The 15,608-nt window shown below is 49.6% G+C and carries 14 protein-coding genes; 10 read left to right on the top strand and 4 right to left on the bottom strand.

The annotated features are described in order from the left end of the window. The first annotated feature begins 4 nt into the window (after nt 1–4). From Q7J88_RS06060 to Q7J88_RS06035, 6 genes are all read left to right on the top strand, one after another. Entirely contained in the window at nt 5–1,723 is a 1,719-nt protein-coding gene (locus tag Q7J88_RS06060) for a 30S ribosomal protein S1 (protein WP_303721261.1), read from the top strand. 63 nt (nt 1,724–1,786) lie between these two features. Then, complete coding sequence (gene sppA, locus Q7J88_RS06055; RefSeq protein WP_303721260.1) at nt 1,787–2,677, top strand: signal peptide peptidase SppA; 891 nt, start codon at nt 1,787–1,789, stop codon at nt 2,675–2,677. Between the two features lie 36 nt (nt 2,678–2,713). Continuing rightward, nucleotides 2,714–2,992, top strand: coding sequence for an integration host factor subunit beta (locus Q7J88_RS06050; protein WP_303721259.1), 279 nt, complete (start codon nt 2,714–2,716; stop codon nt 2,990–2,992). A gap of 489 nt (nt 2,993–3,481) precedes the next feature. After that, a complete protein-coding gene (locus Q7J88_RS06045) occupies nt 3,482–4,399 on the top strand; it encodes an RluA family pseudouridine synthase (RefSeq protein ID WP_303721258.1) in 918 nt (305 codons plus the stop codon). Nucleotides 4,400–4,401: 2 nt separating this feature from the next. Then, complete coding sequence (gene lgt, locus Q7J88_RS06040) at nt 4,402–5,190, top strand: prolipoprotein diacylglyceryl transferase (protein ID WP_303721257.1); 789 nt, start codon at nt 4,402–4,404, stop codon at nt 5,188–5,190. Continuing rightward, complete coding sequence (locus Q7J88_RS06035) at nt 5,177–5,824, top strand: HAD family hydrolase (protein ID WP_303721256.1); 648 nt, start codon at nt 5,177–5,179, stop codon at nt 5,822–5,824. Before lgt ends, Q7J88_RS06035 begins: the two co-directional genes overlap by 14 nt. A gap of 32 nt (nt 5,825–5,856) precedes the next feature. Here the strand turns inward: Q7J88_RS06035 and Q7J88_RS06030 are convergent, their stop codons facing one another. The 4 genes from Q7J88_RS06030 to Q7J88_RS06015 are packed head-to-tail and all read right to left on the bottom strand — an operon-like array spanning nt 5,857 to nt 10,175. Further along, the gene (locus tag Q7J88_RS06030; protein ID WP_303721255.1) at nt 5,857–6,279 is read right to left on the bottom strand and encodes an ATP-binding protein; all 423 of its coding nucleotides are present in this window, start codon (nt 6,277–6,279) and stop codon (nt 5,857–5,859) included. Nucleotides 6,280–6,313: 34 nt separating this feature from the next. Then, entirely contained in the window at nt 6,314–6,649 is a 336-nt protein-coding gene (locus Q7J88_RS06025; RefSeq protein ID WP_303721254.1) for an STAS domain-containing protein, read from the bottom strand. Nucleotides 6,650–6,708: 59 nt separating this feature from the next. Next, nucleotides 6,709–9,927 (bottom strand): SpoIIE family protein phosphatase, encoded by a 3,219-nt coding sequence (locus Q7J88_RS06020; protein WP_303721253.1) that lies wholly within the window; start codon nt 9,925–9,927, stop codon nt 6,709–6,711. 8 nt (nt 9,928–9,935) lie between these two features. Then, complete coding sequence (locus Q7J88_RS06015) at nt 9,936–10,175, bottom strand: hypothetical protein (RefSeq protein ID WP_303721252.1); 240 nt, start codon at nt 10,173–10,175, stop codon at nt 9,936–9,938. A 294-nt stretch (nt 10,176–10,469) separates the two neighbouring features. Here Q7J88_RS06015 and Q7J88_RS06010 point away from each other — a divergent pair, with 294 nt between their 5' ends. Genes Q7J88_RS06010 through Q7J88_RS05995 form a run of 4 tightly spaced genes read left to right on the top strand, consistent with a single transcriptional unit; the run spans nt 10,470 to nt 15,600 of the window. Next, a complete protein-coding gene (locus Q7J88_RS06010) occupies nt 10,470–12,203 on the top strand; it encodes a tetratricopeptide repeat protein (protein WP_303721251.1) in 1,734 nt (577 codons plus the stop codon). Beyond that, complete coding sequence (locus Q7J88_RS06005; protein WP_303721250.1) at nt 12,200–12,961, top strand: DUF4292 domain-containing protein; 762 nt, start codon at nt 12,200–12,202, stop codon at nt 12,959–12,961. The genes Q7J88_RS06010 and Q7J88_RS06005 overlap by 4 nt, the downstream gene beginning before the upstream one ends. A 14-nt stretch (nt 12,962–12,975) precedes the next feature. After that, the gene (locus Q7J88_RS06000; protein WP_303721249.1) at nt 12,976–14,595 is read left to right on the top strand and encodes a peptide-binding protein; all 1,620 of its coding nucleotides are present in this window, start codon (nt 12,976–12,978) and stop codon (nt 14,593–14,595) included. A gap of 15 nt (nt 14,596–14,610) precedes the next feature. Then, nucleotides 14,611–15,600: an ABC transporter permease gene (locus Q7J88_RS05995; RefSeq protein WP_303721248.1), complete on the top strand. Its 990-nt coding sequence runs from the start codon at nt 14,611–14,613 to the stop codon at nt 15,598–15,600. Nucleotides 15,601–15,608 lie beyond the last annotated feature (8 nt).

Genomic DNA, 15,608 nt, shown 5'->3' with positions numbered 1-15,608 from the left:
CCCAATGGTAGAAGAAAAAGAACTGCAAGATGATGAAATGAACGAGTTTGAAGGCGAAGAGGAAAGCTTCGAGGAGCTGCTCAAGGATTATGAGCAGGGCGGTTTTGAACTCAAGCGCAATGATGTTGTCGAGGGGACTATTGTTCAGGTCAATCCTGACTCAGTGGTTGTCGATGTCGGCTATAAATCGGAAGGGGTTATCCCGATCCGCGAGTTTGCTGACGAAAAAGGCGAAATCAATGTCAAAGTTGGTGACGTTTACGATGTCCTGTTCGGTGGCGGGGAGAGCGACAGTGGTCTGATCGTTCTCTCGAAAGAGAAAGCCGACCGGCAGAAGATCTGGAATTCGCTGGAAGAAGGTGCTGTTGTCGAAGGTAAGATCGTTAGCCGTATCAAGGGCGGTCTGTCTGTCGATATCGGCGTTAATGCCTTCTTGCCAGGCTCTCAGGTTGACCTGCGTCCGGTTCGTAACCTGGACAAGGTGATCGGTGAGTCCTTCGAGTTCAAGATCATCAAGCTGAACAAGCGTCGTGGAAATATTGTTCTCTCCCGCCGAGTTCTGCTCGAAACAGAGCGTGAATCGCAGCGTGGTGAAACCCTCAAAACTCTGGAAGAAAATCAGATTGTCGAGGGTGTGGTCAAGAATCTCACCGATTATGGTGCGTTTATCGACCTTGGCGGTATCGACGGTCTGCTGCATATAACCGATATGTCCTGGGGCCGGGTCAAGCATCCTTCCGATATCCTGGCTGTCGGCGACAAGATCAACGTCAAGGTCCTTAAGTTCGACAAGGACAAGGAGCGCGTTTCTCTGGGACTCAAGCAGATCGCTCCCGATCCGTGGCTCAATGTTGAGGAGAAGTACCCGGTTGAAGCCAAGGTCACTGGCAAGGTTGTCAGTCTGACCGATTACGGTGCATTCATCGAGCTGGAAGAGGGTGTTGAGGGCCTGATCCACGTTTCGGAAATGAGTTGGACCAAGCGGGTTAAGCATCCGAACAAGGTCTTGAACATCGGTGACGAGGTTGAATCTGTAGTTCTGGCACTCGATACCGAGAACCGGCGCATCTCCCTCGGCCTCAAGCAGGTTGAGCCGAATCCTTGGGATATTATAGGCGAGAAGTTCCCGATCGGTACCATCATTGAAGGTCAGGTCAAAAATATTACCGATTTCGGTATTTTTGTCGGTGTCGATGAAGGAATCGACGGTCTGGTGCACATTTCCGACCTGTCTTGGACCAAGCGAATCAAGCATCCTTCAGAAGCTTACAAGAAAGGTGATCTGGTCAAAGCGGTTGTGCTGAACATCGATCGCGAGAATGAGCGTTTCTCTCTCGGCCTGAAACAACTTGCTTCCGATCCTTGGGAGACCGTCCCGACCCGTTATGCTCCGGGGACCATCGTCAAAGGGATTGTCACTTCGGTGACCGACTTTGGTATTTTCCTTGAATTGGAAGAAGGGATCGAAGGTCTGGTGCATGTTTCCGAGTTGAGCAAAGAAAAGATCGACGCTCCGAAGGAATTTGCAACTGTCGGTGATACTCTGGAAGCTGCGGTGCTGCAGGTTGATACTGTTGATCGCAAGATTGCACTGTCGATCAAGAACATCGACGAGCAGAAGGAGAAGGCTGAAGTCAACGAATTCATGGGGGCACAGAAGAGTGCGACCTCGAATCTCGGGGCCCTTCTCCAAGGCGCCCTGGACCGTAAGTCTGAAGACTAATCCGTACACTTATATCAAGGGACTCCGGCGTATGTCGGAGTCCTTTTTTTTGCGTGAAGTTCGATGAAAAAACGCCCTTTTTTGATGGCTTCAATGACCATTGGAGCCATCTTCCTGTTCTTTCTTCTTGTGGTATTTACTGCAGGCATTTTCAGTGGCCGTACTGTAGTTGTGCCGGTAGGAAAAAAAATCGGGATATTGGAAGTTTACGGAACCATCATTGATGCTCAAAAGTTGATTGAGCAGATTGGTGAGTTTCGCGATAGTGCTGTAATCAAGGCAGTTGTGTTGCGAATTGATTCGCCTGGTGGGGGCGTTGCTCCTTCGCAGGAAATTCATGCGGAGTTGCTAAAACTTGCCAAGGAAAAGCCGCTGGTCGTTTCGATGGGAGCGATTGCAGCTTCCGGTGGTTACTATCTGGCTGTTGCTGGTGAGAGGCTGTTTGCTAACCCTGGAAGTATTACCGGGAGCATCGGTGTCATCATGTCGTTTCCTGATTTTCGGGAGTTGATGGGTAAGATCGGGGTGAAGACCGAGGTCGTGAAAAGTGGGCAGTTTAAAGATATTGGGTCACCATCGCGTGAATTTACCGACTTGGATCGGGAACTATTGCAAGGCATGATTGACGATGTGCATGCGCAGTTTGTTCAGGCGATCAGCGAAGGACGTAACCTGCCGGTTGATCGCTTGCGGCCTTTTGTTGATGGTCGGATATTTACCGGTCGGCAAGCTTTGGAAATCGGCCTAGTTGACGAACTTGGCACATTTAACGATGCGATAGATTATGCAGCTAAGGTGTCCGGAGTGGGAGAGAAGCCTGATTTGGTTTATCCGGATCCGGGGCGAGAAAATTTTATTGAAAAATTGATTCAGGGGGCGGCTAATCGCTATTTGGGTGTGGATGTTAGTCGAAAACCAATGATTGGCCCGCAATATTTGTGGCAAGGCTATTGAGATGATTAGCCGATTTTCGATATGTGGAAGGTGAAGATGACCAAAAGTGAATTGATTGAACGGCTTTCCGATGAGCATGAAATGCTCAATAAAAAGGACGCAGAGGCAATTATCAATCTGATCTTTGGCGGTATCGGCAATGCCCTTGCTGATGGTGATCGGGTTGAAATCCGTGGTTTTGGTTCTTTTTCTGTTCGAGAGAGGGAAGCACGTGAGGCTCGGAATCCAAAGAGTGGCGAACTGGTAAAGATCCCATCACGTAAGACACCGTTTTTCAAAACGGGAAAAGAACTGCGGGAGCGGGTTGACGAATGAGGTTCGATGCAAACCAGAAAAGCCCTGGAGTTCTCCAGGGCTTTTTTTATGGTTTCGACAATTGGCTTCGACTCTTGTCCTTGCCGACGTCCTACTCAGAAGATCCGGAACAGCCAGTGCTGGCTGTTGCGCGATCAATGTTTCGGTAGCCGACTCGCTCTACTGTGCCGAACAAGGCCGATGCCAATTGTCAAAGACGATCCGGGATGCCGGTATGGTGCGGGACAAATGACCTGAAAACTACTCTTGTCTTCGGAAATGACTTCAGGCTTCCTGCTCAAGGGCTGGCTTGCTCACCGTCATTCCACGATTTGACAGGTCAAACTGAACGTTGGTCAAGGTACCGCAACCGACCCGTGCATCCCAGAAATCAAAGATCTTTTTAAGTTACTTTGAGCATAGCAATTTTGTTTTTCTTGTCAAGAAAAAATATTAGATGCTATAAGTAATATATCTTAAAAAACAAACCCTTAGAGTGGCTTATCAGTAATGAAATGGACAATTTATCGCCCTAACGTTAGTGTGGAGAATAGCCAGCAGAGGCTAGATATTTTTCTGGCTGAAAATTGTGCGGAGATGTCGCGCACATTGGCAAAAAAAATCATCGATCTCGGTGGGGTTCATGTAAATGGGCGGCGGGTTCGTAGTTGTTCTCTGCAGGTTAAAAATAACGATCAATTGGAAATATATATCGACCATTTGCCCACCGACCCATACCGGATCACCAAGGACGATATAGTTTTTCATGATCAGTATCTGATCGTGCTGAATAAGCCTCCCTTTATTGATACTCAGCCAACCCATGCACGGTATAAGGGAACACTTTATGAGGCTTTGCTCTGGTATCTGAAAGATCCTTTTCGGCCACAACGTAAACCGGATCTCGGTATGATACAGCGTTTGGATCGTGGTACTAGTGGCCTAATCGCTTTTTCGATTCACCCTCGTGCTCACAAGCGAATGACAGAGATTATTGTGGGACACCAGGCGGAGAAACGTTATCTTGCCTTGGTTGCGGGCATTCCCACAAAATCTGAAACTGAAATACGTTCATTTTTGGCGCGGACACGTAAAGCCAACAAAGTAATGTCAGTAACTAAAGGGGGTAAGGAAGCAGTCACCAGGTATCAGCTGTACGAATCGCTGCAGGGGGCTGCATTGCTTGATATTGAGCTGTTGACTGGTCGCTCGCATCAAATCCGTGCCCATCTTTCCGAGCACGGATACCCGTTGCTTGGAGATGAACGTTACGGTGGGCCCTTGGAGATCACTGGAGTTGCTGTCAACAGACCGATGCTACATGCTGCAAGGCTTGCCTTTAACCATCCGGTGACCGGTGAACCCCTCGATTTTACAGCGCCGTTGCCGGAAGACATGAATCTGTTGCTTAATAGATTGAAGAAATAACAATGACATATCCTCAGATCGACCCAGTTATTTTCAGGATTGGACCCCTGGCTATTCGTTGGTACGGCATGATGTATCTCCTCGGTTTTATCGGCGGATATTTTGTTATGAGCCATATTGCTCGCATGCGGAAGTTCCCGATAACGAAAGAACAGATCTCGGACTTGTTGTTTTATGGCGTTATCGGTGTGGTTGCAGGTGGCCGGATTGGCTACACCCTATTTTATAATCCCGAATACTATATTTCCCGGCCGTGGGAGATTTTCTACGTTTGGGAAGGTGGGATGAGTTTCCATGGCGGATTGCTAGGGGTTTTTGCAGTTTTATTGTATTTTTGCAGAAAGTATAAATTCTCTTTATTAATGATGGGAGATTTGGTGGTCGCTGCCGCACCGATCGGCCTTTGTTTCGGACGGCTCGGCAATTTTATAAATGGAGAACTCTGGGGTCGCTCGACCGATTTGCCGTGGGGGATGGTTTTTCCCGGTGCCGGCTCCGAGCCGCGGCATCCGAGCCAGCTATATGAGGCTGGGTTGGAAGGAGTGCTACTGTTCGTTATCATCTATAGCCTGCATCGATTGAAAGTTCGTTCCGGTATTGCCTGTTTCAGTTTTCTGTTTTTCTATGGCTTGTTCCGATTTATGGTCGAATTTGTTCGTCAACCGGATGCGCATCTAGGTTTTCTTTGGGGAGGGGCAACCATGGGGCAGCTGTTATCTCTGCCGATGATTTTGCTTGGTTGTGGAGGGGTTTTTTATCTTTGGAAAAGGTCGCAGGATGAATCGGATTGAAGGAATTATCTTCGATTGTGACGGGGTGCTGTTTGAGAGTAAGAATGCAAATTTGGCCTATTATAATAGGATCATGGAAAAATTTTCCTACCCGCTGGTCACCGCAGAGCATAAAGATCTTGCCCACCTCTGTCACACGGCCAGTTCCCCGGATGTGCTATCCGCTTTAGTAAAATCGACCGATCTGCAACAAGCACTCGAATATGCGGCTACTCTCGATTATCGTGAGTTTATTCCGTATATGGAACCGGAACCGCATCTGGCTGATGTGTTGCAGCAGCTTTCCTGTAAATATCCGCTGGCGGTGGCGACCAATCGCGGGACCAGCGTCGAACCGATTTTAGAGCATTTCGGTTTTTGCGGTTATTTCCATACGGTTGTTACGAGTAAAGATGTCGCTCGACCGAAACCTGCTCCCGATATGCTATTGTTGGCTTCCGAGCGTCTCGGTTTACTTCCGGAAAATTGTTTGTTCGTGGGGGACTCGGAGCTTGATCAACGAGCCGCACAGGAGGCTAAAGTGCGTTTTGTTGGTTATGGCGGGATAGGTTCCGGAGAAATTTCGCTACAGAGTCACCTGCAACTGCTTGAGTATCTACCGATTATGCAGATACAAAAAAGGCAGGAAGTATAAGCCTCCTGCCGTCGGTTGATCTGATCTGACGGTCAATGAAGATGTTTGGTCATCTCCAAGACGTGTCCGGCGCCACTTTTCAGATACTTGACCTGATCCATCAGTTTAAAGATGATCTGCACACCCCGGCCCCCTTCGTCAGTAGCTCGAACTTTTGCTTGTGCCAGCTTTTGGATGTCGAACCCCTGTCCATGGTCGAAAACCCGTATAGTTAATTCTTTATTGCTGGCACTGATTGATACTTTCACCTCTTTACACGGGTCGCAGGCATTTGCGTGACAGATGGCATTTGCAAGAGCTTCAGTCAGTACCAAGTTGAGATGATAGGCTAGCTCCTCACGATCCCCTTCATAATTCGCTAGCGTGTGGGCAAGGCTCTCCCCAATTTTGCCGATCATCCCAAGGTACTTGGTTTGGTTGGGTACCCTGATGTCTATGTCAACCTGTTGCGACATTTATTGTCCCTTTGCGAGCAGCAAAGCCTAGGGGTCAGTAACTCTCCAAAGCCTCTTCAATCGAAGCGAAAATTTCGAAAACCCTATGCAGCCTGGTTAGTTCGAACATGGAACGAACCTGTGGCTGTAGGCAGCAGAGTTTCAAGCTGCCCTTGCGCGCACTGGCATTTTTGAAACCGGAGACCAGGGCACCAAGGCCGGAAGAATCGACAAATCTGACCTCAGACAGGTCGATGATCAGGTTACATTTTCCATCATCAAACAGTTGCAGCATTTGCTCTTTGAGATCACCACTGTTATGGGCGTCCATTCGTTCTTCCTGAACTTCTATTTTTACGATTTCACCCTGTTCGGTTATGTTTAGTTGCATGGAATCCTCCTTATATTTAGACCATTTCTGGTGTGGCCAAGATTAATAAACATTATACCTCATTTTAGGGCCTTCATCACGACTAGAGTGATATCATCATTAAAATGTCGCAGGCCGGTAAAAATCCGCACCTGATTCATTATTCGGTCGATTGTTTCCTGCGGTGAAAGCGCGTCGCATTCTTGGAGTAACTTGCCAAGGCGATCGATGCCGAAAAATTCACCTTGGGTGTCTTCAGCCTCTATGATGCCGTCGGTATAAAGGAGTAGAGTGTCGCCCTCTTCAAGGGTTTCGGCCTTTTGCTCAAAATCAACTTCTGGGCGGATGCCGAAAATCAAACCATCGGCATCGAGCAGTTCGATTCTTTTTTTATGCTTGCGCCAGAGGATCGGGGTGTTGTGGCCAGCGCTACTGTAGGTGAGACAATGTACATTCGGGCAATATTGCAGGTAGAACATAGTCACGAACAGATCTGAGCAATCCATATTGTCGAAAAAGAATCTGTTCAGGGAGTGCATCATTTTCGCCGGTTGTTTTATGTTGTCAGCACGAGCATGAATAAAAGTGCGGGTTTCCGCCATGATTAACGCCGAACCGATATTGTGCCCGGAAACATCGGCGACGATCAGGTCGAAACAGGACTCTTCCCGTGGAATGAAATCGAAATAATCCCCGCCGATCTGGTGTGCTGGAACACAGAGCCCGGAAACCGATACCTTCTCCATGGCCGGTATGTTGGTTGGCAATAGGCTGATTTGAATATTTCTGGCGATTTGCATCTCCCGTTCTTGCTCATGTACTTCAAGCAGGCTATGCAGCTGTTTGTCGTTGCGCCAAGCGATGGCTATCTGACCGGCGATATTTTCGAACAGGGCAATAAATTCTTTGGTGAAAATTCCTTTGACGGTACGCGAAAATGCCGAGAGTACTCCAACCGGCTCCCCTTCCATCGTAATTGGGGTGTGCGCAAAGCAGGTGATTCCTTCGCGGTAAATGATTTCTGCTGAGGTTGGTTTGTCGAGAAACTCAGTATCGTTGACCACGGCGGTTACATTGGATAGAAACGCTTGGCCGATATATGTCTCCATGTTCAAGTTGCGCTCAGATTGTCCGAAGTGAACTGAAGACATCCCCTGCTGACTTTTAACTGTCAGTGTCATGGTTTCTTTTTCCAGAAAACGGATAACACAGAGATCGAATTTGAACTGCGCGGAAAGCAGTTGCAGGATGTTATCGAGGATGTCCTTAAGTTCATTTCCGCTGGCAACCAACTGCGAGGTATCGTAGAGTACGCTGAGCTGTTCCCGGCTGGATGCATGGCTGATTGTGATAGAACCGAAAATGTCGAAGACATCCTCCATTTTGCTGCCGCGGGTCGACAGGTAGTTTTCCAGGATAATACGAGCCGGTGCCGCACCGACATAACCAGCCAACGTTCGTTCAGTAAAGGTCTTCAACTTTGGAATCTCATGATCGGAGAGGGTGCCGCGGGAACTGATCTCCCTGTTTTCCAGAAACTCTGAAATTGCAGCGTTGGCCGGTTTTTCACCGATAAATTTCGACATCAGCTCAACAAATTCCATAATCGTTGGGGCTTTGCTGAGTCGTTTCAATTTCGTCGGAGAGGGTCTGTCGCTACGTAGCGCATTGACAAACTTATCGGCCTGAATTTCTTCTGTTGCGCTTTGTTTGGCAAAAAAGGAGAAGGTCAAGTAGGCGGCGATATTAAACAGCAGGCTCCAGAACAGGCAGTGGGTGTACATGTCGAAGCCGTGCAGGCCGAACAGTTCTAGCGGCTTGAGGAGTTCGATACCGGACGGGCCGTGTTCCAGAATGCCCTTGTCCAACCAACCGGAGAGAACGAAAGATGGGATTAGGAGGGTATAAAACCATAAAGCGAAGCCGAGGCAGAGTCCGACTGTTGCCGCTTTTCGGTTTGCTCTTTTCCAATAGAGGCCTCCGATAACCGCCGGGGCGAACTGAGTTGCGGCCATAAAGGAGATCAGGCCCATATTCACCAGCGCATAGGAATCACCAATGATTTTGAAGTAGAAGTAACCGAGAAAAACTACACCGAGGATGCCGAGTCGTTTCAGGTTGATTAGCAGGCCGGAAAAATCCTGTCCCTTGAGTTTTATCCGCAGGAGGATCGGCATCACCAGGTGATTATGGATCATTGTCGAAATTGTGACCGAAGATACCATCACCATTCCTGCTGAAGCGGATAACCCACCTAGGAATACCAGTAGCGCCAGCCATTTGTGTCCGGCGGAAAGGGGTAGGGTCAAAACAAAGAAGTCTGCTTGGGAAATGTCGCCGGCCGTGAAGATTAATCCACCGAGGGCGATCGGGATGACGAACAGGTTGATCAGGAAGGTGTAGGCTGGGAAACGCCACATTGCTTTTTTTATCTGTAGCTCATCCGCGTTTTCCGTGACCATGATATGAAACTGGCGAGGCAGGAACATGATCGCCATCATTGACAGGAAAATCAGCGAAAACCATTTCGTGTAAGGCGTTTGCTCCGTTCCCAGTCGGAACATGTTTTGACGTTCCGGAAACTGTTCGAAGAATCTTTGGAAGATGTCTTGGAAACCGTCGAACAATCCGTAGGTGACAAAAATACCGACCGCAATAAAGGAGATCACCTTGATCAGAGATTCTAAGGCAACGGCTACGACCAAACCTTCGTGTCGCTCGGATGAATCGAGGTGACGGGCTCCGAACAGGATTCCGAACAGGCCAAGCACTAGAGCAACAAGGAAGGCAGTATCGATGTAAGATGGTATTTTTGCGGCCAGTCCCCCTAGCTGGTCAGGCGCTAAAGCCATGGGGTTGGAGAGGATGTCGATGGTGTTGGCGACCGCTTTCAGTTGCAGGGCGATGTAGGGTGTGATGCCGAACACTGCAAAAAGGGTGACGATAGCACCAAGCAGGGCGGATCGATCATAGCGGCTGGAAATGAAGTCCGCGATACTTACAATGTTTTGTTCTTTGCTGACGCGGACCATCTTGCGCAGGATGAACCACCAAGTAAAAGCCATTAACGTCGGACCGATATAGATAGGCAAGAATTCCAGGCCGCTGGTTGCTGCCCGGCCGACGCTACCGTAAAAAGTCCAGCTGGTACAGTAAATGGCAATCGCCAGAGAGTAGATATAAGAATTGGTCAGCAGGCTTCTGCCCTGTCGTCGGCGCCGGTCAGCGTAGAAGGCGACTATAAAGAGCAGGGCAAAATATAGCAGGGATATGATCAGGACAATGTGACCGGGAATCATATCAGGAGTTATTCCATCCTTTCTTCATCATTGGCAGCGCTTTCTTTGTTTATCTGTTTGACGAACAGCCAGGTTACGCCGATCGACGCTGGCCAGCCGATAAAGAAATACAGGACCAGCGGCGGAATACCAAAAATCAATCGATCATTGTCGAAAATATGGACAAATGGAAAGTTGATAAATATGACGCCGAGAATCAGGCAGAGGATCCAAGCTTCCTTGGTCGAGTCACCTTGGTGATCTTTCATCGTAAACCTCAGCAGGTGGTTCAGGTAAAATCTGCACCGTTATCCCGTGTCTGTTGCGTTCTGTCAACATGTTTGCAATGCTAACAGAACCGATCGGAAAGACAGGGATTTTATAATTGCCTTATTTTGAAATTTATCAGAGATTTCACGCCTGTAAAGTCAGAAAGGGGGCGCGGGAAAGGGTTTGACGCATTTTGTTCGTGTATGTTAATTATCAGAAGAGGCGGTGGAAAATCCACCCAGCCATTTAGCCCAGCTTGCGGGCTGTCATGAAAGATTGGACTCTCGCACCAAATGATCAAGAAAATTTCTCCGTTTTTTACTCGTTTAATCCCTGTCGCGGTCTTTCTTCTACTGCCGATCGGTTGTGCCGTAAAACAATTGCCGGAAGCTTCTGTCGAATCTGCTCCAGCATACCGCTCCGAACTGGCCGATCCTGAAGCTAAAGCTCTTTACGCTTATACGCAATACCGTTTATTGGCGGTCGATAACCGTTGGGATGAGGCAATCAACGCCTTGCGCCGAGCAGTAGCCTTCGATCCTGCCAGCACTTACTTACACATGAGTTTGGCAAAGGCTCTGTTGCACAAGGATCTGCCCGAGGAGTCGAGCGAGATTTTGCGCGAGATATTACAGCAGGCTCCGGATAATTTTGAGGCACACGAACTGTTGGGTGACCTGCTCGGTTATCAGGGACAAAATGAGGAAGCGGTCGAGCATTTTCGACAGGCGTTGACACTTGATCCCGAAAACGAAATGGTGCGGATGCGGCTGGCAATGGCGCTTGGCCGAATGGGAGAGAATGACGAAGCGATCAGTTTGCTAGAGGCGATGGTCGCGAAACAGCCGGAGGCGAAGCTGGCGCATCTGTCGCTAGCGCGCTTTTATCTGGAAAACAGGCAACCGGAAAAAGCGAAACAGACCTACCAAAGGTTACTTGATCGTCACCCCGACCAACAGCAGGCGATTCTGGAGTATGGACGCCTTCTTGAGGAGCAGGAGCTTTTTCCCGAGGCATTTGCTCTCTACCGGGAAGGAATTCGGCAGAATCCCCGCACAGTTTCGGTGCGCCAGCAGCTTGCCTTGCTTTATCTGCATCAGGGGCGCAAAGCGGAGGCGCTCGAGCAGTTACAGGCTGTAAGGCAGCTTGCGCCGTTAAACACGCAGGCGCTCAGTCGGATAGGGCTGTTGCATCTGGATTTGGAAGACTGGGCGGAAGCGGAAGCCGATTTTCATCAATTACTTCAATTTGGGGAAGATGATGGGCGCAATCGGTATTACCTCGGATTGGCTCTATTGGGACAGCAGAAGTACCAAGATGCGATCAAGGTCATGGCGCCGATCGAAAAAACGTCGCCGGTCTTTGCAGAAGCGGTCTTGCAATTGGCTTATATTTACCGTCAGTCAGGTCAATTGGAACTGGCGATTGACGCATTGGAAAAACTGCGGGAGCTGAATTTTCAACGGCCAGAGGTTTATTACTATCTGGCCTCATTTTATGGCGATGGTAAGCAGCTTGAACAAGCGTCCGCGGTGGTTGCTGAAGGGCTTTCCCGTTACCCGGAGAATATCGAACTTCTCTACCAGTCGGCGATTCTCGAAGAACAGCAGGGCCGACGCAAGGAAGCTCTCATGCTGATGGAGCAGATTTTAAGCCTTGATCCTGAGCATGCCGATGCCCTCAATTTTATCGCTTACCATCATGCCGAGAAGGGAACCGAGCTTGATTCCGCTTTGAATCAGGTACAAAAAGCTCTGTCGACAAAACGGACAGGCTATATTATCGATACTCTTGGTTGGATCTATTTTAAAATGGGCCGTTATGCAGAGAGCCGTTCGCAGTTGGAAGAAGCGACCAGTTTGTTGCCGGAGGATCCAGTGATTTTGGAACATCTGGGGGATCTTTACCGTGCACTTAACCTGTGGGAACGAGCGGCCGAGGCCTACCGTAAAGCGCTGGAACTGGATTCGTTGGCTGTGGGCGTGCAGCAAAAACTGGATGAATTGCCGCTGGAGCACACAGAGTGAAGCTTTTTTTCCCCCTGTTTTTTTTGCTGTTGCTCACTGCCTGCGCGAAACCACCGAAACCGGTTTGGACCGAACTGCCGAGCAGTGAAGAATTAGTGCAACGACTTACCTCGACTACCGGGCAGGCTTTCTCCTTGGACGGCGCCGCCACTGTGGGGTTGACGGTCAATGGCAAACATTTTTCCAGTCAGCAGTTCCTGCTGGTGCAAAAACCGGATCGGTTGCGGGCAGATGTGCTGACCGGTTTCGGCCAGTTGATTTTGCAGCTCAGCAGCAATGGCAAAGAGCTTTCGGTGTTCACCAATACTACCGTACCTGGTCATTTTTATCGTGGCCCGGCGACGGCGGAAAATATAAGTCGTTTTACCCGTATCCCGCTGGCGACAAGGAGTATGGTTCACCTGTTGCTTTACGATCCGCCGTTGATCGACTATCAGCAATCGACAGTGAGTACGGATGAAAACGGGCTGTTACTGCGGTTGGAAAATCGACAGTTGCAACAAGAACTGTTGTTTGACAATCAGTTGCAGTTAGTCGGTTGCCGTTATTTCTCCGGTAACGAATTGATGCTCGAGGTTCTCTATCAGAAATTTGATCAAGAAGAACACTTTCCGCGCACGGTGCGCCTGAACCTTTTTACCGAAAAGACCCGTGCGACGTTGAAATTTTCTGAGTTACGGACCAATATCGAGATTGCGCCCGAACGTTTTCAGTTGAAGCAGCCGGCCCATATCCCGGTTGAAAACTTGCCCAGATGATCCAGAGGACTGCCATGCGTTTTCCACTGCTCGGAGCTTTACTTCTTCTTCTTTTGGTTGCATGCGATAACCCGGAAACGACCAGTTTGCCCGGAGTGGAGCAAGCGCTTACCCCGGAGTATGGAGATACCTTTATTGAAGCATCAATCGGCGACGCCAGCACCTTGTTGCCGGTGTTAGCCTCCGATTCCGCTTCGAGTGATATTAATGGTTTGCTCTATAACGGTCTAGTTCGCTATGACAAGAACCTGGTCATCGAGGGAGAACTGGCTGAATCGTGGCAGATATCCGAAGACAACCTGACGATCACCTTCAAACTGCGCAAAAACGTTAAGTGGCATGATGGGGTTCCTTTTACTTCGGCTGACGTGAAGTTCAACTACGAGCTGTACATTGATCCCCATACACCAACAGCTTATGCCGAGTCTTTCAAGCAGGTGACTAGTGTTGAAGCGCCTGATCCCTACACCTTTATCGTCCATTACGACAAGCCGTACGCCCCGGCACTGATCAGTTGGGGAATGTCAGTACATCCGAAGCACCTTTTAGAGGGACAGGATGTGACGAAGAGCCCGTTGGCCCGCAAACCGGTCGGCACAGGACCCTATAAACTGGTTGAGTGGCAATCGGGGGAGAAGATCGTTCTGGAGTCGAACCCAGATTATTTCGAGGGACAACCGTACATCAAGCGGGTCGTCTACCGCATTATCCCCGATACGGCCACCCAGTTTCTCGAGCTGCAGACTGGCAGTCTTGATTTTATGGGACTGTCTCCGTTGCAATATGATCGCCAGACAGATACCGCGGCGTTCCGGAGGCTCTACAACAAATACCGCTATCTGAATTTTGGCTACACTTACCTTGGCTACAATCTGCGTCGCCCGCTATTTCAGGATAAGCGGGTTCGGAAGGCGCTCTCTTTTGCCATCAATAAACAGGAAATCATCGATGGGGTGTTGCTCGGGTATGGGGTGGCGGCGACCGGCCCCTACAAACCGGATACCTGGGTTTATAACCCGAATGTTCCCAGGTATGATTACAATCCGGAGAAAGCCCGGGCATTACTGGCCGAGTCAGGTTGGTCTGATAGCGACAATGATGGCATTCTGGATAAGGATGGTCAGAAATTCTCATTTGTCATCGTCACCAACCAGGGCAATGATCTGCGTTCTAAGACCGGTGAGATTATCCAGCGTCGTTTCAAGGATATCGGGGTTGAGGTCAAACTGCGGGTGATCGAATGGGCGACGTTCCTCAAGGAATTTATCAACCCCGGTAATTTCGACGCGACGATTCTTGGCTGGTCAGGGGGACCGGAACCGGACCAGTACAATATCTGGCACTCAAGCAAAACAGGGCCGCGCCAGCTGAACTTCATCAAATTTGAAAATGCCGAGGTCGATAAACTTTTGGAGGAGGGACGGAGGGTATTTGATCAGCAGCAGCGAAAAGCTTATTATGATCGCTTCCAGGAGGTTCTTGCCGAGGAGCAACCCTATACGTTTCTGTATGTCGGGGAAGCTTTGCCGGCGATCTCTAAACGATTCCGAGGGGTTGACCCCGCACCGGCAGGAATTCGTTATAATTTCACCGAGTGGTTCGTTCCCAAGGCGGAACAGAAATATTCCAGGTAAAAGCGGACTAGAGCGATGTTGCAATACCTTGTTAAACGCCTGTTGCTGTTGATTCCGTTGTTGATCGGGATTACCCTGATTTCGTTTGTCGTCATCCATTTGGCTCCGGGGGAGCCGACCGATTTGCAGACCCAGATGAATCCGCAGGCCAGCGCCGAATTGCAGGAAAGATTGCGGGTACAGTACGGTCTGGATCAGCCGCTCTATGTGCAATACGGCAAGTGGCTGTCGCGGTTGCTACAACTCGATTTCGGCGAATCGTTCGCGACCGATCGGCGCCCGGTGTTCGACAAGGTTACCGAGCGTCTGCCGGTGACCATCCTGTTGAATATCCTGTCAATTGTTCTGATCCTCGCTGTCTCTGTGCCTCTCGGGATCATTTCTGCGGTAAAGAGAAATTCCGGCTTCGATCGCACCACTACGGTGTTTGTTTTTGCCGGTTTTGCCATGCCCTCCTTCTGGCTGGCACTGCTGCTGATGGACTGGTTCGGGGTACGCCTCGGGTTGCTGCCGATTTCCGGGCTCAAGTCGCTCGGCTACGAATATCTGGGTTGGGGCGGGCAACTTCTCGATCGCCTGTCGCACCTGATTCTACCGATATTCGTCTCCGCTATCGGCGGATTGGCTGGATTTTCGCGCTATATGCGGTCCAATATGCTCGAAGTCGTGCGTCAGGATTACATTTTGACTGCACGGGCAAAAGGGCTGTCGGAGCGGGTGGTGATTTATAAACATGCCTTGCGTAACGCCCTGCTGCCGGTGATTACCATTCTCGGCCTGTCGGTACCCGGACTGATCGGTGGCAGTGTTATCTTTGAGACCATTTTCGCTATTCCGGGGATGGGGAAGCTTTTTTACGATGGCGTCATGATGCGCGATTACCCACTGATCATGGGGATACTGGTGATGGGGGCGGTGTTGACCTTGCTGGGCAACCTGCTGGCGGATATCTCTTACGCTCTGGCCGACCCGCGCATTCGTCACAGTCAGCAGGGAGAGGGATAAATAATGAA

The sequence above is a fragment of the Malonomonas rubra genome (genome assembly GCF_003247215.1).
GTDB classification, from domain to species: Bacteria; Desulfobacterota; Desulfuromonadia; order Desulfuromonadales; family Geopsychrobacteraceae; genus Malonomonas; species Malonomonas rubra_A.
This window is presented reverse-complemented; position numbering and strand designations above follow the sequence as displayed.